Origin of the sequence: Paenarthrobacter sp. TAF1, from assembly GCF_052113825.1 — a bacterium.
In the GTDB taxonomy this organism is placed as follows: Bacteria; Actinomycetota; Actinomycetes; order Actinomycetales; family Micrococcaceae; genus Arthrobacter; species Arthrobacter nicotinovorans.
Map to the genome: position 1 here is coordinate 23,093 of NZ_JBFRDO010000020.1, position 21,850 is coordinate 44,942.

Annotated in this window: 20 protein-coding genes; 11 read left to right on the forward strand and 9 right to left on the reverse strand. The window is 61.1% G+C overall.

Translation table 11 applies throughout. The annotated features are described in order from the left end of the window. Nucleotides 1-61: 61 nt before the first annotated feature. From AB4Y81_RS18845 to AB4Y81_RS18875, 7 genes are all read right to left on the reverse strand, one after another. The gene (locus AB4Y81_RS18845; protein WP_441996493.1) at nucleotides 62-1,678 is read right to left on the reverse strand and encodes an amidohydrolase; all 1,617 of its coding nucleotides are present in this window, start codon (nucleotides 1,676-1,678) and stop codon (nucleotides 62-64) included. Then, complete coding sequence (locus AB4Y81_RS18850) at nucleotides 1,675-3,384, reverse strand: dipeptide ABC transporter ATP-binding protein (RefSeq protein ID WP_434326562.1); 1,710 nt, start codon at nucleotides 3,382-3,384, stop codon at nucleotides 1,675-1,677. Before AB4Y81_RS18850 ends, AB4Y81_RS18845 begins: the two co-directional genes overlap by 4 nt. A 74-nt stretch (nucleotides 3,385-3,458) precedes the next feature. Beyond that, nucleotides 3,459-5,024, reverse strand: coding sequence for an ABC transporter substrate-binding protein (locus tag AB4Y81_RS18855; protein WP_441996495.1), 1,566 nt, complete (start codon nucleotides 5,022-5,024; stop codon nucleotides 3,459-3,461). Nucleotides 5,025-5,038: 14 nt separating this feature from the next. Then, nucleotides 5,039-5,800: an ABC transporter permease gene (locus AB4Y81_RS18860; RefSeq protein WP_441996497.1), complete on the reverse strand. Its 762-nt coding sequence runs from the start codon at nucleotides 5,798-5,800 to the stop codon at nucleotides 5,039-5,041. A 206-nt stretch (nucleotides 5,801-6,006) separates the two neighbouring features. After that, nucleotides 6,007-6,969 carry an ABC transporter permease gene (locus AB4Y81_RS18865; RefSeq protein ID WP_441996499.1) on the reverse strand — a complete coding sequence of 321 codons (963 nt, stop codon included), beginning with the start codon at nucleotides 6,967-6,969 and terminating at the stop codon, nucleotides 6,007-6,009. Continuing rightward, entirely contained in the window at nucleotides 6,963-8,669 is a 1,707-nt protein-coding gene (locus AB4Y81_RS18870) for a CocE/NonD family hydrolase (protein WP_434326558.1), read from the reverse strand. The genes AB4Y81_RS18865 and AB4Y81_RS18870 overlap by 7 nt, the downstream gene beginning before the upstream one ends. 24 nt (nucleotides 8,670-8,693) lie before the next feature. Then, a complete protein-coding gene (locus tag AB4Y81_RS18875) occupies nucleotides 8,694-10,001 on the reverse strand; it encodes an NtaA/DmoA family FMN-dependent monooxygenase (protein ID WP_285241525.1) in 1,308 nt (435 codons plus the stop codon). 461 nt (nucleotides 10,002-10,462) lie between these two features. Between AB4Y81_RS18875 and AB4Y81_RS18880 the strand changes: the two genes are divergently transcribed. From AB4Y81_RS18880 to AB4Y81_RS18895, 4 genes are all read left to right on the forward strand, one after another. Next, nucleotides 10,463-11,038: a MarR family winged helix-turn-helix transcriptional regulator gene (locus tag AB4Y81_RS18880; protein ID WP_434326557.1), complete on the forward strand. Its 576-nt coding sequence runs from the start codon at nucleotides 10,463-10,465 to the stop codon at nucleotides 11,036-11,038. Between the two features lie 43 nt (nucleotides 11,039-11,081). Continuing rightward, nucleotides 11,082-12,221 (forward strand): flavin reductase, encoded by a 1,140-nt coding sequence (locus AB4Y81_RS18885; RefSeq protein ID WP_441996502.1) that lies wholly within the window; start codon nucleotides 11,082-11,084, stop codon nucleotides 12,219-12,221. Between the two features lie 117 nt (nucleotides 12,222-12,338). Then, nucleotides 12,339-12,491 (forward strand): hypothetical protein, encoded by a 153-nt coding sequence (locus AB4Y81_RS18890; protein ID WP_441996504.1) that lies wholly within the window; start codon nucleotides 12,339-12,341, stop codon nucleotides 12,489-12,491. 464 nt (nucleotides 12,492-12,955) lie between these two features. Then, nucleotides 12,956-14,077 (forward strand): agmatine deiminase family protein, encoded by a 1,122-nt coding sequence (locus AB4Y81_RS18895; RefSeq protein ID WP_441996506.1) that lies wholly within the window; start codon nucleotides 12,956-12,958, stop codon nucleotides 14,075-14,077. Nucleotides 14,078-14,735: 658 nt separating this feature from the next. Here the strand turns inward: AB4Y81_RS18895 and AB4Y81_RS18900 are convergent. Continuing rightward, complete coding sequence (locus tag AB4Y81_RS18900; protein WP_434326554.1) at nucleotides 14,736-15,323, reverse strand: PadR family transcriptional regulator; 588 nt, start codon at nucleotides 15,321-15,323, stop codon at nucleotides 14,736-14,738. A 164-nt stretch (nucleotides 15,324-15,487) separates the two neighbouring features. Here AB4Y81_RS18900 and AB4Y81_RS18905 point away from each other — a divergent pair, with 164 nt between their 5' ends. Together AB4Y81_RS18905 and AB4Y81_RS18910 are read left to right on the forward strand one after the other, a co-directional pair. Then, nucleotides 15,488-16,582, forward strand: coding sequence for an aromatic ring-hydroxylating dioxygenase subunit alpha (locus AB4Y81_RS18905; protein WP_285241522.1), 1,095 nt, complete (start codon nucleotides 15,488-15,490; stop codon nucleotides 16,580-16,582). A 35-nt stretch (nucleotides 16,583-16,617) separates the two neighbouring features. Then, complete coding sequence (locus AB4Y81_RS18910; RefSeq protein WP_434326553.1) at nucleotides 16,618-17,628, forward strand: PDR/VanB family oxidoreductase; 1,011 nt, start codon at nucleotides 16,618-16,620, stop codon at nucleotides 17,626-17,628. Between the two features lie 205 nt (nucleotides 17,629-17,833). Here AB4Y81_RS18910 and AB4Y81_RS18915 read toward each other — a convergent pair whose 3' ends face one another. Beyond that, nucleotides 17,834-18,223 carry a MarR family winged helix-turn-helix transcriptional regulator gene (locus tag AB4Y81_RS18915; protein WP_434326552.1) on the reverse strand — a complete coding sequence of 130 codons (390 nt, stop codon included), beginning with the start codon at nucleotides 18,221-18,223 and terminating at the stop codon, nucleotides 17,834-17,836. A 203-nt stretch (nucleotides 18,224-18,426) separates the two neighbouring features. Here AB4Y81_RS18915 and AB4Y81_RS18920 point away from each other — a divergent pair, with 203 nt between their 5' ends. From AB4Y81_RS18920 to AB4Y81_RS18940, 5 genes are all read left to right on the forward strand, one after another. Continuing rightward, the gene (locus AB4Y81_RS18920; protein WP_441996510.1) at nucleotides 18,427-19,359 is read left to right on the forward strand and encodes an SDR family NAD(P)-dependent oxidoreductase; all 933 of its coding nucleotides are present in this window, start codon (nucleotides 18,427-18,429) and stop codon (nucleotides 19,357-19,359) included. 16 nt (nucleotides 19,360-19,375) lie between these two features. Continuing rightward, nucleotides 19,376-20,269: an amidohydrolase family protein gene (locus AB4Y81_RS18925; RefSeq protein WP_434326551.1), complete on the forward strand. Its 894-nt coding sequence runs from the start codon at nucleotides 19,376-19,378 to the stop codon at nucleotides 20,267-20,269. A gap of 150 nt (nucleotides 20,270-20,419) precedes the next feature. Beyond that, nucleotides 20,420-20,563 (forward strand): hypothetical protein, encoded by a 144-nt coding sequence (locus tag AB4Y81_RS18930; RefSeq protein ID WP_285241517.1) that lies wholly within the window; start codon nucleotides 20,420-20,422, stop codon nucleotides 20,561-20,563. Between the two features lie 63 nt (nucleotides 20,564-20,626). Continuing rightward, entirely contained in the window at nucleotides 20,627-21,082 is a 456-nt protein-coding gene (locus AB4Y81_RS18935) for a MaoC family dehydratase (protein WP_285241516.1), read from the forward strand. Between the two features lie 8 nt (nucleotides 21,083-21,090). Next, a partial coding sequence (locus AB4Y81_RS18940) for an AMP-binding protein (protein ID WP_441996513.1) occupies nucleotides 21,091-21,850 on the forward strand: 760 nt, incomplete at its 3' end.

The window sequence follows — 21,850 nt, forward strand, 5'->3', positions numbered from 1 at the left end:
TACCGTACTGAATGAGGCGGCGGTGGCTCCAGAGCGAGTCATGATCGGCCGTGGGCCGCGTTCACGTGCGCCGCCCGGCCACGAAGGTTGCAAGAACCGGCACATCCTCTAGTGCATCCGCCTCGACTGTCAGCGGGTCTGATTCAAAGATGGTGAGGTCCGCGAGAGCGCCCAGTGCGATCACACCTTCGGTTGTCTCCGTGCCGTGAAGAGTCGCTACGGCCGACGTGTAGGCCGTCAGTGCCTGCCTGGCCGTAACTGCTTCCGCGGGCAGCACGGGGTCCATATCGGTTCCGGGTGCGCGCCGCGTCCGCGCCATGGCCATGATGGTCCGTGGATCGAACGGCCCGGTTGGCCAGTCCGAACCCAACGCCACGACGACTCCCGCCTCGATAAGGGAGCGTACACGGAAGACAGTTCCGGTTCGCTCGGCAAGTCTGCGCGAGAAGACACTGGAGCCATCGACACCGAGTGACATGGCAGCATGTGCCGGCTGCATGCTGGCGATCGCGCCGCTAGCGGCGAACTCATGGACGAGGTCGTCGTCGGCAATCTCGACATGTTCGATGCGGTGCCGTGGTGAATTCTCCCGCCGTTCAAGCGAGGCGATGACGCGCAGCGCGTGTTGGACCGCGGCGTCACCAATGGCGTGCGTTGCCGTGGAGATCCCTGCGTCGTGGAACTGCCGCAGGGCGGCCGAGTACTGCTGGGGATCGTCCCAGACTGAACGGGTCGATTCGCCGAAGGTGTCCGCTTCGCGGAGCCACGCTGTACCGTTGTCGATTGTGCCGTCGAGGAAGAACTTGGCCCCCTCGATCATCCAGTCCCTGCCACCTACGCCTTGCATGCGTATGATCTCATCGATCATGTAATCGCCGTCTTGCGCCCCACTGCGGCATACCGGTGAGAGCCGGACCCGCAGCGGCAGGTCTGTGTCTGTTTCGATCAGCTCGAGAGCAGACACACAGCTCTGATCGAACGTGAGGGAGTGTGTCGCGGTCAGGCCGCTGGCCGCCATCTCGCGCAGCAACTGCAGGAGTGCGTCGGCGCGCTCCCGGTCGCTCTGCACGGGCGCCATGTCTTCGACGAGCCGCATCGCGGCGAACTCTTTCAGGTATCCAGTCGGTGCTCCCGCCGTGTCGAGCACCACCTCGGCAGCGCCTGGCAGCGGAGTCGCCCCGGTAATCCCTGCCTCTTTCAACGCGCAGGAGTTCGCCACACCAGCATGGAAGTCAATAAGACGGAGGAAAACGGGATTCTTCGGGCTTCCAAGGTCGAGGGGTTCACTGTTTGGGTCTCCCTCGAAAACTTCGGGATGTAAGTCGCGACCGATGATCCACTGACCGGGATCCAATCGCGCTGCCTCCGCCGAGAGCCTCGCGRCCAGTTGCCTCGAATTCTGGACTTCACCAAGGTCGATGCCGCGCATGCCGAGCAAACCGTGCACCGGGTGTGAGTGCGGGTCCGACAGACCAGCGCAGATAGTAGCGCCGGCGAAGTCGTGGTGGGCTGTGGAGCCGGCTACCGGCCAGTCAGCCACTTCGGCGGAAGTGCCGAGGGCGACGATTCGGCCTCGTCGCACTCCAAGCGCGCTGATTCCGGTTTGGCCTCCCTCACCGGTATCGATGCGCCCGGCCGTCACGACGAGGTCGAGGGGAATGTGGGAGTCACTGATCATGCTGTATTCCTTTCTTGCGCCAGCTCGGTGGCCTGAAGCAGCTGCTGTGTGTATTCCTCGCGCGGGGCTGAAAACACCGTTTCTGTTTCTCCGTACTCGATGAGTTCCCCCTGCCGCATTACGGCCACGCGGTGCGAGAGGTGCCGGATGACCGCAAGGTCGTGCGAGATGAAGAGCATGGTCACGCCCGTGCGCGCTTGGATGTCGGCTAGGAGATTGAGGATCTGCGCCTGCACTGAGACGTCGAGTGCGCTGGTTGGCTCGTCCAGCACGATAAGTTCCGGGTCTGTCGCCAGGGCGCGTGCAATTGCGATGCGTTGACGCTGTCCACCCGAGAATTCGTGCGGGTACCGACTTGCCGCGTCGGCCGGAAGCGCGACAAGTTCGAGACACTCCTCCACTCGCGCCGCGACGGCGGGGCCGCGCCGGCCTTGGGCTGACATGGGCTCAGCGATCGACCGGCCTACGGCGTGCCTTGGGTCAAGGGTGTCGTTAGGGTCCTGAAAAACGATTTGTACTCGACGGCGATGGTCACGTAGTGCACGACCCCGCAGGGTTGCGAGGTCCACTCCTTCGTAACTTACCGTTCCGCTTGTTGGGGCCTCGATACGCATGGCCAGCTTCGCGAGGGTGCTCTTTCCCGAGCCCGATTCACCGACCACACCGAAGGTCTCGCCGCGACGTAGACCGAAAGTGATGCCCTTGAGCGCTTGGGTATGACCAAAGGACGATGTGCGGTAGTCCTTGGTGACCGCGTTGAATCGAACGAAGGATTCGGGCCCCTCGGGATCCCAGCCGCTGAGCGTCGGGGTTGGCTCGACGAGCGTCAAAGTCGTCGCTGAGGGGCGGTCCTCAGAATCCGCCGACGATGTCTGCCGCTCCATCACTTCGCTGACGACGCTCAACCGTGTCCGGGGCGGGATATGAGCTCCAGGGGCGCACTGAAGTAGTGCAGCAGTGTAGGGGCTCCGGGGGGACTGCAGCACCTTCCCTGCCCTGCCTTCCTCCACGATTCGGCCCTTGTACATGACGTTGATGCGGTCGCAGTTGGCGCCGATCATCGTCAGATCGTGGGAAATCAAGAGGATGCCCAGATTAAGCCGGTCCCGAAGCTCGAGCAGCAGAGACAGGATCTGGGTCCGTACGGTGACGTCGAGCGCAGTGGTCGGCTCGTCCGCGACCAGCAGTGCCGGATCGGCCGCGAGTGCAATGGCGATCATTACACGCTGCCGCTGGCCGCCCGAGAGCTGGTGGGGATATTGGCGCATGCGCATCTGTGGATCCGGCATGTGTACCAGTTCAAGGAGTTCAAGGGCTCGTGCGCGGGCTGCCTGGCGAGTCGCGAGCTTGTGGATACGCATTACCTCGACAATCTGGTCGCCGATGGACATTACCGGGTTGAGCGCTGTCATTGGCTCCTGGAAGACCATTGAGGCCACTCGCCCGCGCATCGCCCGGAGCTGACGTTCGCTGGCTGTTAGAAGGTCGCGTCCTGCGACCTCCAGGCGCTCGGCTTGGATCATGGCACTCGGTGGAAGCAGCCCCATTGCGGCCGTGGCGATCGTCGACTTGCCTGATCCGGATTCGCCGATTATGCCGACGACCTCACCTGGGGCGACATGCAGCGAGACGTCGGATACCACGGGCGCGCCCGTGCCGTAGGCGATGCTGAGCCGCTCGACGTGGAGGGCATGCTGCTGGTTCATTGCTCGGTCCTTAGTTTAACCGGGGGGTTCCCGCCGGAAGGCGGGAACCCCGTTCGCTGTTGGGCTTGGACGTCTCAGCCTTGGAGCCAGGCGTCTTTCAGGTGAATCCGGCCCATGAAGGGGTCGGGCTTGTAGCCCTGCACCTTCGTGGAGAGGAACTCGTAGCCGAGTACGCGCGAAGCAGGAATCAGCACCAGTACATTTTTGGTGTATTCGTCTGTTGCCTGCTGAGCCAGCTTTTGACGCTTCTCGGGGTTCGGCTCGTGGATCATCTGCAACACAATTGCACGGGCCTGTTTGGCATCGGGGTTTTCTCCCCAGAAGTCGAGCACGCTCCCGCTTGTAGGCGCGAAATAGCCACTGATGTCGGACTGGGCGATGGCCGGGATCATGATGAGTCCGGAGGGAGCTGGCGCTCCGCCGAAGATCGCTGAGATCGTTGACCAGGCTTCTGCTTTGAGGTTGAGTGTGATTCCGACACGCTTGAGCTGTTCTTTGATCACTTCGAGGATGGGGACATCGGCCGCATTGATGTCTCCCGCGTAGGTGAGGTCGATGGAGATATCGCTGAGCCCCGACTTCTTTATTAGGCTCTTCGCCTCCTCGAGGTCGTGCTTGTAGTAAGGAGCATCAGCGGGATTCTGCTCGAGTTTGCGCGGATCGCCTGGCGGTATCGGCAGTGCTGACTCGCCCTTACCGGTCATGCCCACGCGGATGATCTCGTCGCGGTCCATCGCGAGCGAGACGGCACGGCGTACGTCGATATTCTCCAACGGCGTCCCGGCTGCGGAGATCATCAGGGACATGTTCCGCAGCACGGGCGCGGCGCCCGCAACGAATCCCGCGGCCTTGGCCTGGTCGGCGATGACTGGGTCGGTGACCTCAGCTGCCTCAAGAAGGCCTTGCTGCAGCATAGCTAGCCGGGTGGAGTTGTCGGGGGCTTGCACCCATTCGATGCCGTCGAGTTTGACGTCATTGGCACTGTGGAACTTCTCGTTCTTCTTAAGCGTGAGCTTGACGCCGTCCTGCCAGCTGTCGAAGACGAATGGGCCGGAGCCGTCGGCCGAGCGCATGCGCTCATCCTTGGGGGTGCTCTCGTACCATTGCTTGCTGAAGATAAACATGCCCGACCATGCCGAGGCAATCGGAAGGAAGGACCCGTTCGGCTGGTCGAAGGTGACTACGACCTTGCCGCCGTCGGCGACACGCGCCTGTGAAAATCCAGCGAGCTGGTCGGGCGCGTTTGGCGCGGCGGCGGAGATTGAGTATGCGACATCCTCGGGGGTGAGCGGTTTACCGTCTGCGAAGGTGACGTCATTGCGGATGGTGAAGTCGAATGTCCTGCCGTCGGAAGACTCTGTCCAGGCGCTGGCGATGCCCGGCTGGATTTTGCCGGCTTCGTCGACGGTGAGCAGCGTCTCGTACATTTGGGCAAGCACGATGCGGTTGGCCAGAGCTTGGGTACCTTCGACAGGGTCCAGACCACCGACTACCGGTAGGGAGTCGACGCCGTAGCGGAGCACCCCGCCAGTTCGTGGGGAATCTTGTGACGTTGGGGCCGGGCCGCTGCAGGCGGTCAGAGCAAGTGTGGTTGCGAGTGCGGCGCCGATGCCGACTCGCAGGAGCGTGCGTTTCTTCATGCTTGATACTCCAATCAATAAATGTCGGTAGTGCGTGTGGTGGTGTGCTGCTGGTGGGGGTCGGGCGTGAGGTCCTCCGTATGCTTCGTGGCCCCGCGGGCCGGTCTCCAGCCGGCGATCAGCGCCATCAGGGCGCTCCACCGGGTGCGGGAGCCGCCGCGAATGACCCTCTGTAAACCATCAGCGAGCAGGTTCCAGGCGACCACTTGCAGAAGAATGAGGATGGCAGGCAGCACGATCAGATGTGGATACACGAGCATGTACTTTTGAAACTCATTGACCATTCGGCCAGCGGAGGGGCTCGGGGGCGGCGTACCTTGGCCGAGGTAGCTAAGGGTGGCCTCGACGAGGACGGTCTGGCCAGCGATGCCGGCCGCGGTGACAAGCAGGGGCGTGAGTACGTTCGGAAGGATGTGCCCGGTCGCAATGCTCCAGCGAGAGCACCCTGCAATCTCGGCTGCAGTCACGAAACCGCGTTCTTGGACGGCGAGCATGGGACCTCGCATGATGCGCGCGAGCACCGGGGCGAACAACACCGTCATGGTCACAAGAAGTGTGATCATTCCTGGCCCAAGAATGGCTTTCACTACGAGTGCCAGGAGCAGGCCGGGAATCGAGAGTACAAGATCGGCGCCGCGCATGATAATCAAGTCCCAGAGACCACCGAAGTAGGATGCGACAAGTGCCAGGGCTGTGCCCACAACCGCTGCAAGGAGCGTGGCAACTACAGCGAGCAGTAGCCCGCTGAGCGCTGCGGTCGAAAGTCGGGCCGACATCTCTCGTCCTAGATTGTCGGTGCCGAGCAGGTGCTGGGGTGATGGAGCGGACAGGGCGGTGGATCCATAACCCTCCGCATCGACTCCGGGCAGCAGGCTCGTCAGYGCGAAGAGCGCAAGGCCGGCGAGCAGAGCGATTCCGAGCCACAGCTCCCAGTTTCCGCCTCGCTTGTGTGTGTAACGCCTTGGGGTTTGTGCGGTTGCGGTCACTTCTTCACCAGCCTTACTCGAGGATCAATCAAGGGGTAGCTCACGTCGACGAGCAGATTGATCACGACGTAGAACGCGCCGAGGATCACGACGTAGCTCTGGATTGCTGGGTAATCGCTCGTGTTCATAGCCGTGATAAGTGCGGTCCCCATCCCAGGCAGCGAGAACACGTTTTCGATGACGACGGTGCCACCGATTAGAAGTGCCAGCGAGGTTCCGATGACTGTAACGACCGGGATCATGCTGTTACGGAGCGCATGTGCGAAGACGAGCCGTAGATGAGAGGCGCCCTTGGCGCGCGCGGTGCGAATATAGTCCTGATCGAGGGCATCAAGCAGCGAGCTGCGTACATAGCGGGTCAGCACGGCCCCGCTTGCGAGACCGAGCACGATGCCAGGAACTAGCAACGACATGATGTTCTTTGTAGGGCTCTGCTCCCACGGCACGTAACCAAGTAGGGGAAGGCGGAGCGTCAGCGAGTTGACGACCACCACGAGGGTCGCGGCGATGAACTCCGGGAGCGCGAGCAGGATGAAGGCGAGTGCTCGGATCGAGACATCGGGTATCCTGCCACGCCAATAGGCCGAGGCCGTTCCGAAGCACAATCCGAAGATCACCGCGACGATTGTGCCGATGACGGCCAGTTCGATCGTTACGGGCAGGCGGGTCGCGACCTGATCCTGGAGCAGTACGGGCAAGGTCAGCGAGCGGCCGAGGTTGCCCGTGAGAAGTCCGCCGAGCCATGTGAGGTACTGCTCGGGCCAGGGCCGGTCCAGACCTAGTTGCGCCCGGATGGATGCGATGTGTTCGGGTGTGGCGGAGTTGCTGTTGACGATGTTGGCAACCGGGTCCCCTGGGATAAGCCGGACGATCAAGAAGCACAGCACCGAGAGGGCAAACAGCACAGCAACTGCGGCTGCTACGCGTCCTGCAATATAACGGAGCAATGGACTCACCACTGCCCGTCGCGGACAGAGGCCTGGTCGACAGGTATCCGCAGACGACTGTCGTAACAGGGCCCCGCCAGAAGTGTCCAGGCGCCGCGGTTGCGCAGATCCTCGTGCAGGATCTGCAGCGGAGGACGTCCGGCAACTGGGGGCCGCACGTTGTAGTCTCTGCCTTGCACCACAAGCATCAGGCTCTCGCCTGCGGCGAAGTGGGTCGCCTGTGGCCAGACCTCAATCTCAAGTGGTACGGGCACTCCGGTTTCGAGCGTCTGTTCGCCCGTGTGCGGGTGCCAAGGTACGAGTGCTGTCGAGCGAACCGGGTCAAGTGCGCGATGGCTTGCACGTAGCCATCCAAGGGCGACCGGACCATCGGAGAACAGGGCGTTAATGGGAAAAGTCACTTCGTCTCCAGCGCGATCCAGCTTGCGCACGATGACGAAAACGTCTGCGTCGAGCGCGACCTCCGGATCGGCCCCTTCGCCAAGGTCGACGCGCAGCCACAGCCGAAGGGACATCGGGCCGATGAGGTCGGTGTCGCGGTCGAAGACGTAGCGGAGCTCCACTGACTCACTGAGTGGGTCGATCCGCAGCTCTCCGGCTGGTGTGACCTCAGGGGTGAGCTGGCGGGTCGCCATGTCAAGGTTTAACGAACGGTAGTCCCCAGCAGGGGGCCAGAAGGCTTGCTCAACCCACCGTGCGCGATTCTTGCGGGGATCGTCCCGTACCTCGAGCCGTACACTCGGCCATCGCTCGAGCCCGCGGTCCTCCCCCTTTAGGAAGGTGTCAAAAAACGCGAGTTGTCTGGCCCGGCTTTCCGGGGCGTAAAACTGACGCCATTTCTTCTGGCCGTGCACCTCAAGCCACTTTTGTTCGGAACCTATTGCGGAGTACGCCGCGAGCGTGCCACGAGTGTGGAGGCCGTGGTCGCTCCAGGACGCGACCACATATGCCGGGATGTCGATCTCATGCAGTTGCCCGTATTTATCGGCATAGTAGGGATCGTCGAGTGGGCGGGCTATTACGTTCGCCTCAGGATCTTCGGTGCCGTTCAGCGAGTACGAAACATTCTGGGAGACCCGTGGCCGGAAGCCAGTCTCGGGGATGCCGCCGTGGTAGGCGAACTCCCGATACCAATCCGAGAAGCACTCCCACGGGTTGATGGCCTTCAGCGACGGCGGACGAGCAGCTGCCGCCTGGTACTGACTCCCCGCCAGGTAGGACACGCCCAGCATGCCGACGTTACCTGAGCACCAGTGCTGGCTGCCGATCCACTCGATAGTGTCATAGAGATCCTCGCGTTCCTGGGGGCCGTTGTGCGGGAAGATTCCCTCCGAATGCCACAGTCCGCGCGGGTCCACGAGCACGACGGCGTAGCCGTTCGCGCACCAAAATACGGGATCGGGCGCCTCGAAGCCGGTCAGAGGCGAGATCCACTCCGGGTCAACGTCTGCCCCCGGGAACATGCGGTCCGTGACCCAGTGTTTTCCGTAAGGTCCCCATGCAAGCAAAACAGGGTAAGCCTCCTCGAACTCCGGGAGGTAGGCGTCAGCATAGATGGTCGTGTTGTCACGGAGGACGATGGCGAGGTCCTTCTCGAGCCGCAGGCCATGTGTCGTGATACTCTCCCGCCGCAGAGGCGGCGGCGCCGGCTTGCCGACGACCTCGCTCGGATGAACGCCAGGCCGAGTGATTGTCGTTCGTGATGTCTTCATGGTTCCCTCGCTGATCGTCATCGGTCAGAACCGCACATTCGGGCGGGGCAGGCCCAGATGGTCGCGCAGAGTATTACCTGTGTATTCGCTTCGGAAGATGCCGCGGTCCTGTAGCTCGGGCACGAGCTTGCTGCAGATACGTTCGAACCCGTCAGGGTTATAGGGAGCATTGAGGTTGAAACCGTCGCACGCCCCTGAGTCGAACCACTGCTGCATTCGATCTGCCACCGTGGATGGGGTTCCAACGATCCACTGGTGGCCGGTGGATCGTGCACGATCAAGAACCAGCTCGCGAAGGGTAAGGCCGCCGTCCACGGCCTTACTCCGGAAGATGTTCTGCCTGCTGCTCAGCCGCTCCGGCGCTGGGAAGCGGTCTTCCGGGACACGGTCATCGAGGTCGATGTCATCGATATCGATACCAAGCTGGGCTGCGATCTCCAGACGCCCTTGACCGTAGTCCAGCAGTTCCCCGAGCGCCTGCGCAATCTCATTCGCCTCGGCTGCAGTGTCGGCGACTACCGGAACGATGCCCGGCAGGATCTTGACGTGGCCGGCGTTGCGGCCGGCTTCCGAGATAAGCCCTCGACACTCCTCGGCGAACTCCACAGCAGCGGGAAGCAGAGACTGGGCGGTGTAGATTGCATCAGCAACAGCACTTCCGAGTGCCTTGCCTGGCCCTGACGAACCGGCCTGCACGATCACCGGGCGCCCTTGAGGTGAACGCGGCCCCGGGATTGGACCCTCGACGTTGAAAAATTCTCCTTCGAAATTGAGCCGGCGTAGCTTTCCCGGATTGAGCCATTGACCGGCGGCACGGTCGACGAGCACTGCGTCATCCGACCAACTGTCCCAAAGCGCGAGCACGACCTCCACGAACTCTTGCGCACGGCGGTAACGCTCGATCGGGTCAGGCACTTGTTTGATTCCGAAGTTGGCGAACCCGTCCGTTGAGGTTACGACATTCCACCCTGCCCGGCCGCCCGAAAGGTGGTCCAGTGCGGCCAGTTGACGAGCCGCGTTGTAGGGCTCGGTGAAACTGGTCGAGAGCGTACCGATGAGGCCGATTTTCGTCGTGCGGGCTGCGATGGCAGAGAGCACGGTCATCGGCTCGTAGAAGCCGTTCATCATCGTGTCACCGCGCATGGCTCCGTTTGCATGGGAGATGTCGCCGAAGAATACCGCGTCCAGTTTGGCCTTCTCGGCCATCTGCGCAAGAGATACTACGAATTCGAGGCCCGGGACCTCTTCGGCGCGGCTACCGGGAAGCCGCCAGCTGTTGCGGTGGTAGCCCAAGGGCAGCAGGAAGGTCGTGAGGGTCATCTGGCGGGTCATGCGATGCCTTTCGGGTACTTGGGGTCAAGGGAGAATTGCGGCTTTCGCTGGTAGTCAGCCACACAATCCCGATCGCGTTCTGCCAGGGCAGCCCACGTAGTCATAGTGAAAAGCGGAAATCCGCTCTAGAGATCCGTAGCAAACAATCCGGGTGGGGATATCGGCCTCTGCCGTTCGGTGACGACTTTGACATTGACGCTCCATCCATTTTGGCAACTTCACTGCGGCGCCTTACTGGCCCGGCTCGATCGTCTTCGGCGGCTCCACTTTGTGCTGGAGATCACGCTAACACCGCTTCGCAAAGTAGTCAATGAGTGAACTACTTTCAGAGAAAAGTCGGCCGAGAGCCTTGCTTTTGCTGGAGAATGAACCCAAGATGGTAGCAAATAGCTGAACTAGTTCCACAGATCGAGGGTTCTAATCTGGGAGCAGACCTCCTCATCGGGGCAGAGAGAGTGCAAATGAGCGAAACAGTCGAATCTCCGGACCTTGCGACGGTTAACCAGGCCGGGGACCGCTTTGGCACGTTCCTTGATCGTGCTCGGAGCCGCGCCCGTGACGAATTCGCCGATGCAAGATTGGAGGACGCCGCCGCAATCGGTTTGCTGCTTCGCCGCGTCAATCGCCTCATGTTAAACGACGCGGAGGATGAGGTATTGCGGCCAGCAGCTCTCTCCTGGACCGAGTTCAGGGTCTGCTTCTCGCTATGGATAGCGGGTCCGCAGCAGCCGCACGAAGTTGCAACCTCTACAGCTATGAGCCGGGCCTCAGTCTCATCCACGATGAAGACGCTTAAGAAGAAAGAGCTGGTCACGACGCGCGATTCCACGACCGACCTGCGATCGATCGTTATGACCCTAACCCCAACCGGTAGCGAGTTGGTAAGCCACGCGCACGCCAGGCATCTCGCTCTCATCGACGAGTGGCTCAACCCCCTCTCCGCACCCGAGCGGATGGTTTTGCAAGGACTCCTCGGCCAGATCATGCTCGGGCCGCGCGCCCGGCCCTATGCCGACGGACATGCCGTGAACAGCTGACCGCGACGAAACTCCTCAAATACACGAAAGGCCATTCATGCCAGTGAACCTCCCGCAGCTTCCTCCCATCGATGACGTCGCATTTCGCAACGTCATCGGCCACTTCGCCTCCGGCGTAACCATCATCACCACCACCGAAGGTGACCAGCTTTTCGGTACTACAGTCTCGGCCTTCAGTTCACTTTCAGTTGACCCGCCGATGGTACTCGTCTGCTTGAACCAATCGAGCAGCACGCACGATGCACTCCTGAGCACCGGGAAGTTCGCTGCGAATGTGCTATCGTCCGCCCAAGGCGAGTTGGCAGTACGATTTGCCCGTCCGCTTGATAATCGTTTTGAGGGGCTTCGGCTTGAGACCGGGGCTGCAGGCCAGCCACTGCTTCCCGGTCGGCTCGCAGGTATGGAATGTGCCGTGGAAGAGACGCACATCGGGGGTACCCATACCGTCTTCTTCGGGCGGGTGCTTAGCGCGGAAGCCCACCTCGGTGAGCCACTCGCCTACTACCGCGGACAGTTCGGGGAGTTCCATGAGACCCGTGAACGTCATGCATTCCTGGCTGCTCGCCGCTGGATCCTGCAGCGCGCGGTGACAGTGGGCAGTGAGGTCGACCTCGAACACATGGCATCAGACTTTGGCATCACGACGACTACCGTCTACAACACGCTGATGCGGCTGACCGCAGCAGGGCTGGTGGACAAAAACGAGGCCGATGGTTCCTTCACCGTCACACCGCTAACGGCAGATGCAGTGGATGGCGTGTATCGCACCCGTTATGCGCTTGAGAGCGGCGTGATCGATAAATACCTTAGCGACGCAAGTGATGACGAGATCGCATCGCTCGTACTGAACGCCCAGAATCTTGCCGCGATGCCGCTGGAAACCAGCGGTGACCTGGAGGCTTTCCTCGAGCTGAACCTTGACTTCCACGCTGCGGTCGTCGGGCTGGCGCACTCACGCGACCTGGTCGACCGCTTCCGGGAGTGCAGCCTCGCTGCGGCTTGGCTGGGAACCTACGACGACAAACTTTGGCAGGAGCGCCGCGGCCACAATCTGCTGGCATCCTATGTGCGCGCCCTAAGCGAACGCGACGTGGACGCTGCAAAGGGACTTTTACGTGAGCAGAACGATCTCGTCCGCGGTGCCGTCCGCAGCGCTGTACACGCTTGGGGCGGAGTTTTCTAAATGGCTACTGCCCTTTCCGTCTCAACGCACTTATAAGGAAAACCGCCAATGGAACCGGACCTCAGAATACAAAGCAAGCACGGTCCCGAAGATAGCCACGAGCTTTTAGGACGAATTGTGAAGGTCATGGAAGCGGGCACCATGGTCCGGGTGGGACGCGTTGAATGCGTGAGCGCGAACGGAGACTTGATCTGGATTGAGGCTTCAGGTTGTGAACCCAGGGCCCTCTACGGCCTGGTGCTTGGCCACAGCGTTGTTCCCGTGGAGTAACAACGTGAGCACGGATGGCGTCACCGCCGGTAGCAGAGCAGGCTGCTATGCAGATGCTTCTCCTCGACAGCGTGATTGTCGTGTGACATCGGAAGCAATCGATTCACAAGGAGAGCATGGATGTCCTGTCGAAGACCTTCAGCCCGGCGAGTATATCCAAGCCTGGCACAACGGGAAGATCTATCACTCCGGAAGCGTCGTTAGGACATTTCCTCCATTGGGGCTGGTCAACCTTTTGAGCCCGGACGAGACCCGAGTGCGTCTCATCGATGCGGAGGTATTTCTCATCATCAAGACCCACGGACAGGTACTCGTGGAGCTCTGATGGGGTCTCCGACGAACCTTAGAGAGAACCAACGGCAGTCCAATATTGACATTTCCAATAAAGGGCCGTCCGGGCAGGCATCGTCGACGCGTATGGCCTGCTTCGGAGCCCCTGACGAATCGAAGGAACCGGATCACACATGACCTCCGCCGATATAGCAAAAGCCGCATCTGCCGCCCCTCTTGCCGCCACCCTACAAAGCCGTATGCCAGCCGAATGGGAAACGCATGACCGGACCTGGATGGCCTTCCCTCCAGCCAACGCCACCTTCGGCGCTAAGGGAAGCCCAACCTTGGAGCGCGCCCGCACCGCTTGGGCCACCGTAGCGCAAACGATCGCCAGGTATGAGCCGGTGACCGTCCTGGCTGACCCCGGCGACTTGGACGCGGCCAGAACTTGGCTTGGTGGTGGTATCACCGCCATCGAAGTGCCCTTGGATGACGCGTGGCTAAGGGACAGCGGCCCCACTTACACGCACCAAGCAGATGGGTCCCTGTCGGCCGTCGACTGGGTCTTCAACGGCTGGGGAGCCCAAGCCTGGGCTTCGTGGGGCAACGACCAGAACGTGGCCCGCGCTGTAGCGTCCGCAGCCTCGATACCGGTCAAGCGGAGTTCCTTGGTGAATGAGGGCGGCGGTTTCCACGTAGACGGTCAGGCAACCGTTCTGTTGACCGAAACCGTTCAGCTCGATCCGGGCCGCAATCCTGGCGCAACCAAGGAAAGCGTCGAAGACGAGATTCATGCGGCGCTGGGTACCACCAAAGCCATTTGGCTGCCAAGAGGACTCACTCGTGACTACGACGAGTTCGGCACCCGCGGCCATGTTGACATCGTGGCGGCATTCGCGGGCCCGGGCACTATACTGTTACATCGCCAAGATGACCCTACACATCCCGACTACGCTGTCTACCTACAAGTCAAGTCCGTCCTGGAACGCGAGATTGATGCTCAGGGTCGTCCGCTGCGCCTTGTTGACGTTCCAGCCCCTACCACGCTCAGAGATGAAGAAGGCTACGTCGATTGGTCGTACATCAACCACTACGTTGCCAACAACGTCGTCATCCTTTGCGCTTTCGATGACCCAAATGATGCCATTGCGCAAGGGATTTTGGAACGCGCCTACCCTGGCAGGACGGTGGAACTGGTGGATGCCCGGGACATTTTCGCCTTCGGCGGCGGAATCCACTGCATTACCCAGCAACAGCCCGCGCCGGCTTCGGGCAACGGGAAGCGAACACGGCATGAGCGCTCAACGTCGTAGAGGCCACCATCACTCTGCTGCGGTCGGCGTCGAAAGCAGGTGAAATCACTAACGAGCAACTGGTGCGCCGGTACCTGCAGCGGATCGAAGAATTTGATTCGTCCGGGATGTTCCTCTACGCACTGGTGGTGATCAGCCCTGATGCGATCAAAGAGGCGACCGCCTCCGGTAGACGGCGAGCAATGCAAGCGGTGCTTGGGCCCTTAGACACAATCCATTTGGTAGTCCGCCCCGCATTGAGCACGACGCCGTTAGGGTCCGCTCCATGCACCCGCCCACCTCCGGCAGGCGCCCCTCGACGCTCGTAAGAGTTAGTGCCGAGCGAGTGGTCGTGCACCGCCCCTCCGGACAACAACCAATGTGACGATGACAGCCCGAGCGGCTTTGCCACGACTCGCAGGGGCAGGGGTTGCCAGCCCCTCGCATGGGCACGTGCGGATGAGGCATGGCTCAGGGCCACCACGGCTCGCCGTAGTACTCGCCTGAAATTGGGCTGATGTTGGCTGGGATATGCATCTGCGCCGGGATTTCTTGGGCTCGTTGGAGGGCGTTCTTGGCCACCAGGTAAAGAGCTGCCGCGGAAGCCGACCGGGGAATGCGCAAGGCAGACCTGCACCGGAGGTCCGCCGGAAGTTAGGAGCCAATCGGCTTGTTGCAGTCAGGAAGCACCATCTAATGAATCAACGAGTTTCAGGCCGCGTCGGGCCCACTCTATTTCCGTCTCAGCGCGGGCGATCAGACCCTCATAGGTGAAGATCTTGTAAGCGGTGGTGCGCCGCCGGTCCGCTTCCGGGGTCACGGCGAGGCGTTTGCTCAGCATCACATTCGTGCCCGTCCGCAGTTCATTGATCATGCCCTCCCACTGTCGCCTGCGGAGAGTGTGGTAGTAGATGTGGGCCTGCATGTGCGCCCGCGCAGACTCCGGGTCGGCCCATTCCAGATAAGCCGCCTTCAGGTGCACCGGATCCCGCTCACGGGAGTACTCCAACGGTGTGTTCATCCACGCCCGGAACGCTGCAATGCCGGACCCCGTTATCCGATACCGCGTCTTCTTGCTGTTCGGACCCCAGGGTATTTCTTCCGCGGCCAGGAGCTCGCCCTTTTCCATCCGCCTCAGCTCCGGGTAAATCTGCGAATCCGGGGCATGCCACACATACGCAACTGATGATTCAAAGCGTTTTGACAGGTCGTAACCCGTCATCGGCTCCACCGACAGCAGCGCCAACAGTGCGTACCGGAGACTCACAGAATGACCCTCTTTTCCTTCAACTCTAGTCAATAACTATATCCATAGATAGTCTGGAATCAAACGCACTAACTATGCCGATAGTTATCTAAGTGGGACAGTCCATCGTTCCCTAGCAACCCTTCGGCGCCATTGTCGACGCCCACTGTGTATGAAGGAAAACCATGACTGCTGCCAATACCCAGAGCTCCACAACCAATAAAGTTCTCGGCTATCCCTTGAATGTCTGGTACGTCGCCGCCTGGGACAAGGAAGTGACCCGTCAACCAATGTCGCGGAAAGTCGCCGGCCGCTCGCTGGCGCTTTATCGCACAGAGGACGGCAAGGCAGTGGCCCTTGCCGACGCCTGTTGGCACAGGCTCGCGCCGCTGTCCCTCGGCAAGACCCTCGGCAAGGACCAGATCCAGTGTCCCTACCACGGCATCGTGTACAACTCGGCTGGACGCTGCGTCTCCATGCCAGCCCAGGAGACCATCAACCCCAGCGCAACGGTTCCGTCGTTTCCCGTCGTCGAGCGCCACCGCTACGTGTGGGTTTGGCTCGGTGACCCAACCAAGGCCGACGCCGGGCTGGTGCCCGACATGCACCAGTTGGATTCATCGGCGTGGGCAGGCGACGGCGAAACCATTTACGCGCCGTGCAATTTCCAGCTGGTGCTGGACAACCTGATGGATCTCACCCACGAGGAATTTATTCATTCCTCTTCCATCGGACAGGACGAGCTGAGCGAATCGGACTTCGTTGTTACCCACGATGACAGCACCGTCACCGTTGCACGCTGGATGTTCAATATTGATGCTCCTCCGTTCTGGCTCAAAAATATGCGCGACAAATTCCCAGGCTTCGAAGGCAAAGTCGACAGGTGGCAAATCATCACCTACCGATCCCCGTCAGTGATCAACATCGATGTTGGAGTCGCCAAAGCAGGGTCAGGAGCATTTGAGGGTAACCGCAGCCAGGGCGTAAACGGCTTCGTGATGAATGCCATCACCCCTGAAAGCGAGAAATCCTGCCACTATTTCTGGGCATTCATGCGCAATTATCGCCTCGACAGCCAACTGATCACGACTCAGTTGCGGCAGGGAGTCCATGGTGTGTTCGGTGAGGACGAAGCCATGCTTAAGGCCCAACAGGCTGCCATTGATGCCAACCCGGACTACGAGTTCTACAACTTGAACATCGATTCCGGCGGCATGTGGGTTAGGCGCCTGATCGAGCGACAGCTGCAATCCGAAGGCCGTCTGGTTTCCCTCGCCTAGAGCGGGACAGACAGAACTAAAAAGGTGAAATTGACATGGCAGCAACAAACATAGAGGTCTGGCAACGGGGAACAGTTGTTGAGGTCCAGAAGATCGCCACCAACATCCAACGGATCGTACTCGCGTCGGATCTTCCCAAAAAAGCAGAACCTGGCACACATGTTGACGTGAGGGTCCGCATTGAGGGGCACGAGGACACGAGGTCCTACTCAGTCGTCGAGTCAAGCGAGGACGGCACGCACCTCGTCATTAGTGTTCTGAAGGTTCCCCTGTCCCGGGGCGGATCGATCTTCATGCACAACCTCAAAGCGGGCGATGTGCTTGAATTCACGCAGCCGTTGCAGAACTTCCCACTCCGAGTCGGTGCCGAACGCTACATCTTGTTGGCAGGTGGCATAGGCATCACTGCGATGACCAATATGGCCAAAGTCCTGAGGAACCTGAGCTTGGACTACACCTTGGTCTATGCCGGCCGCAGCCGCGCGGCGATGGCCTATGTGGAGGAGCTACGGCAGCTCCACGGCGAGAAGCTGGCCGTCCACATCGATGACGAGGGAACGCCGCTGAACGTAAACGAACTCGTCGCAGGCGCCACGGACGATACCGAACTGTACATGTGCGGGCCCATCCGTCTCATGGACGCCGTCCGCCGTACCTGGATCGAACGCGAACTCAGCTACCCCAACCTGCGCTACGAAACATTTGGCAACAGCGGCTGGCACGACCCGGAGGAATTCATCGTTCGGGTTCCGAATCTGGGACTGGAAGTTACGGTGGGACAGGAACGCTCCATGCTCGAAGCTCTCGAGGATGCCGGCGCGGATATGATGTTCGATTGCCGGAAAGGCGAATGTGGACTTTGTGAGGTAAGAATCCTCAAGCTTGACGGGGCCATCGACCACCGCGATGTCTTTTACAGCGCCCGCCAGCGGGCCGCCACCGAGAAGATGACATGCTGCGTGTCACGGGCAGTCACCTCACGAAACGGCCTGATGGCCAGCGCCTCCCTCCCCGGCCCCGCGGTGGTGACCGTAGAGATTTCCTGACCACAGCGAATGTAGCCCAACGCGGAATGCCCGAGACACAGCGCGTCCTGCCGTCGGCATTCCGCTGCAGGATCGGACCCAGGGGGAGCAAGAGAACAGGACCTGCAACGAAAGTGGTGTGGTGCCATTAAACGGCTCATCCTCAGGAACCGTAATGCGGGCGACCCCGCCTGGGCTCTCCGCCACTGGAGTTGAAGGCTGTGCCTCAGCGGTTGAAGGCTACGCGCGCCAGCAGCTCGCGCAGTGTTTCCTGCTCCGCCGCGTTCAGCTGATCCAGTGCTATGGATGCACCCTGTGCGGTGACCAGACGCGCCTTCCTGTACAACTCGTGCCCGGCGGATGTTCCCGCAATAATCTTGGAACGTCGATCCTTGGGATCGGCGCGGCGCTCGACGAGTCCGCGGCTCTCCAGGTGATCGACCAGAGGCACAATCTGACTGGGTTCCAGGGAGAGGAAGTCAGCCAGTTCCCGTTGCGTGGGAGCGAGACCGCTGCAGGACAGGGACAGCACCGAGTAGGAACGGACCTTCAGCCCCAATGGCTCCAGCAGCTCATTGGCCCTCGCGACGCCCAACGCGCGGGTTCGTGCCGTCAAAAATTCGATTTCACCTGCCAGTTCACACGAGAGGAAACGATCAATCGGGTCGGTGCTCGTACTGCTTTTGCTTACCAAGTCAGTGCCTCGAGAAGTAGATAATAAAATTAATCATTGATTTTTTTAAGAGTTTAAGTTCTTATGTACCAAGCAAGGTTCCCACGATGCTTTGGTGGGAACAACACCACTTTGAAGGAGCGGACATGTCACTGGCTGGAAAAGTAGCGGTAGTCACCGGTAGCGGGCGTGGCCTCGGTCTGAGCTATGCCCAGGAGCTGGCCCGCCTGGGTGCCGCCGTGGTTATCAACGACGTCGACGCCGATGTCGCGGCAAAGGCTGTGGACTCGATCGTTGGCACGGGCGGCAACGCCGTAGCCGTGGTGGCGCCGGTTAGCTCCAGCGAAACCGCCAAGGCACTGGTTGCGGCAGCCACCCGGAACTTCGGCCGACTGGATATCCTTGTCACCAACGCCGGCGTGCTGCGTGACAAGTCCATCCTGAAGATGACCGACGAGGACTTCGATCTCGTCATAGACGTACACCTGCGTGGCACCTTCACGTGCGTTCGCGAAGTGTTCGGCTACTTCAAGGAAAACGGCGTCGCCGGGCGCATTATCACCATCGGTTCGCCCACGGGCCAGCGCGGAAACTTTGGCCAAACCAATTACGCAGCTGCCAAATCCGGCATCGTGGGGATGGTGCGCACTTGGGCGCTGGAGATGAAGCGCACGGGAGTCACCGTTAACGCGGTCATCCCGGTCGCGGCCACCGCCATGACCAAGACTGTCCCCTTCTTCGCCAAGGCCGTGGAGGCCGACGAGCGCGGCGAGGCAATGCCAGATTTCTTCCGCAAGGATCTGGGCTTCGGCACCGCCGACGATGTCGCCGGGCTGATCGCGTTCCTGGCCTCGGAGGAAGCGGGCAAGATCACCGGTCAGGCCATCGGTGCCGGCGGAGACCGCTTGCAGCTGTGGAGCCACCCGGACGCCATTATTTCTGAGTTTCATGACGGCGGCTGGGACTACTACACCCTGCAGGACCAGTTCGATGCACTCTTCGGCGACAAGCTGCAGTCAGTAGGCGAGTCCTTCCCCGAGCTTCCGGCCGAGCTGCAAACCGAAGCGGCAGCAAAGTAGCAAGGAAACGCACGCCATGAGCATCCGCTACGAATCCGGGATCGACCCCGGGTCGATCACCGCGATTGACATGCATGTCCATGTTGAGGTCGACGACTGCGGTCACAAGGCCATGCCTGAGGACCTCTTCGAGGCATCGGCCGCCTACTTCAAGTCCGAGGAGCGCACTCCCTCAGTGGACAGGATCGCCGAGGTCTACCGTGAGGCGAGGATGGCCGCGGTCCTGTTCACCGTCGATGCACGCACCGCGCTGGGACATGAACCGAACTCGATCGATGACCTGGTTGCCGGGGCGGCGCGCAACAACGACGTGCTGATCCCCTTCGGCTCGGTTGATCCGCGCACCGGTCGGGCCGCCGTCGCCGAGGCCCGCCGTCAAGCCCAACAGCTCGGCGTGCGTGGCTTCAAGTTCCACCCCTCGCTGCAAGGCTTCGACCCCTCCAGCGAAGAGTTCTACCCGCTCTGGATTGCACTCGAGGAACTCGGGCTGCCATGCATTTTCCACACCGGACAGAATGGCATGGGTGCCGGGCTACCCGGAGGACGCGGCATCAAGCTGCGCTACTCCAACCCACTGCTCCTTGACGACGTGGCAGCCGACTTTCCGGGCCTAACGATCATCATGGCGCACCCCTCGATGCCCTGGCAGAACGAGGCCAATTCGATCGCCACGCACAAGGCGAACGTGTACATCGACCTTTCCGGCTGGAGCCCGAAGTACTTCCCGGCCTCGCTGGTGAAGATGAGCAACAACGTACTGGCCACCAAGGTGCTCTTCGGAACCGATTACCCGCTGATCACCCCTGAGAAGTGGCTCGGCGCCTTTGCCGAGCTGCCGCTCAAGGACGAGATACGCCCGCTGATCCTGAAGGATAACGCGGTCCGGGTCCTGGGACTGAACTCTCCATGACCGGCTGCGCCGGGAGTGAAGCTGGGCAGGGCCGAGAGCAAAACCAGCCTGCGGATCATGCAGGAGAACCTGCCCGGTAGCTCACCAAGGTCACCGCGTCCCTTGCCACGTTAGGCCAGCCTCACCCAGGCGCAAGACAAAGGCATCTACGTGGACGAGAACTCAGCGATGGCCAAAACATTGACCGCGCGGATGCTGCGGGAGACCGCCGCGCTGGCCCGGGAAGCCTGCGGGGGCAACGAGTTAAACGCGTTGATTCTAGGACACGCCACCGCCGTCGGGGCTTTCCGCTAGACGGAAGCCTCGGCGCTACCAGCGATACCCAAACCACCATTATCTATTGAAGGAGGACCCTTCATGGGCCAGACAGTTCTTTCCTACGAGCAGCTCGCAACCGCCGCTGGCACCGACCTGGGTTACAGCGAGTTCAGGATGGTCACTCAGGACCAGGTCAATACGTTTGCCGATGCGACAGACGACCACCAGTGGATCCATACCGACCCGGAGAAAGCCAAAGAGGGCCCGTTCGGTGGGCCGATCGCCCACGGCTACCTCTCGCTAAGCCTGCAAATCGCATTCTGGTCCGAGCTTTTCGATGTCACCGGTGTGAGCACCCGGGTCAACTACGGCCTGGACAAAGTCCGCTTTCCATCACCGGTGCCGGTCGGCGCACAGATCCGCATGAAGGCACAGATCGCAGAAGTCGAAGAGGTCAAGGGCGGCTACCAGATCGCCGTCGACCAGGTCGTCGAGGTCGACGGCGCCCCGAAACCCGCCGTCGTCTCGCGCGGCATCTACCGCTTCTACGCCTAAGACCTGTGATGTTGAACCAAGGATTGGGAAGCTGGATCCACAAACGCCGGGTCAAGTCCCGAGGGCACACCGCCATCACCGACGGCTCCTTGACCCTGACATACGAGCAACTGGCCGAGCGCATTGACCGGTTGTCCAACGCCCTGACGGGACACGGCGTCAAACGCGGGGACCGGGTGGCCTATCTGGGCAACAACCACCCCGCGTTCCTTGAAACGCTCTTCGCCTGCGGAAGCATCGGCGCGGTCTTTGTTCCCCTCAACACCCGCTTGGCCCCGCAGGAAGTGGCATTCGCCCTTGAGGATTCCGGAACGAACCTACTCATTAATGCCCGGCAGTGCGACGACCTGGCCCTGGCGGCCAGCACCGTGGCGCGCATAGCGGGTCGACTCGTCGTGGAATCAGGGCCCAACGTCGGGTCCTATGAGAAGGCGATCCGCGCGGCCTCGGCAGAGCACCAGGAGTGTGCCGTTTCGCTAAACGACACGTGCATGATCCTCTACACCTCCGGAACCACAGGGAACCCCAAGGGCGCCATCCTGACCCATGGGAACCTGACATGGAATGCCTTGAACGTGCTGGTCGACTACGACGTCACCAGCACGCAGGTGGCGCTGATGATTGCCCCGATGTTCCACGCCGCTTCCCTGGGCATGGGTGCGCTGCCGACGCTGCTCAAGGGAGGCACCTTGGTCCTGCAGGACAGGTTCGAACCTGCAGCCGTCCTGGCTGCCATTGAACACCACGGCATCACCACGCTTTCCGGGG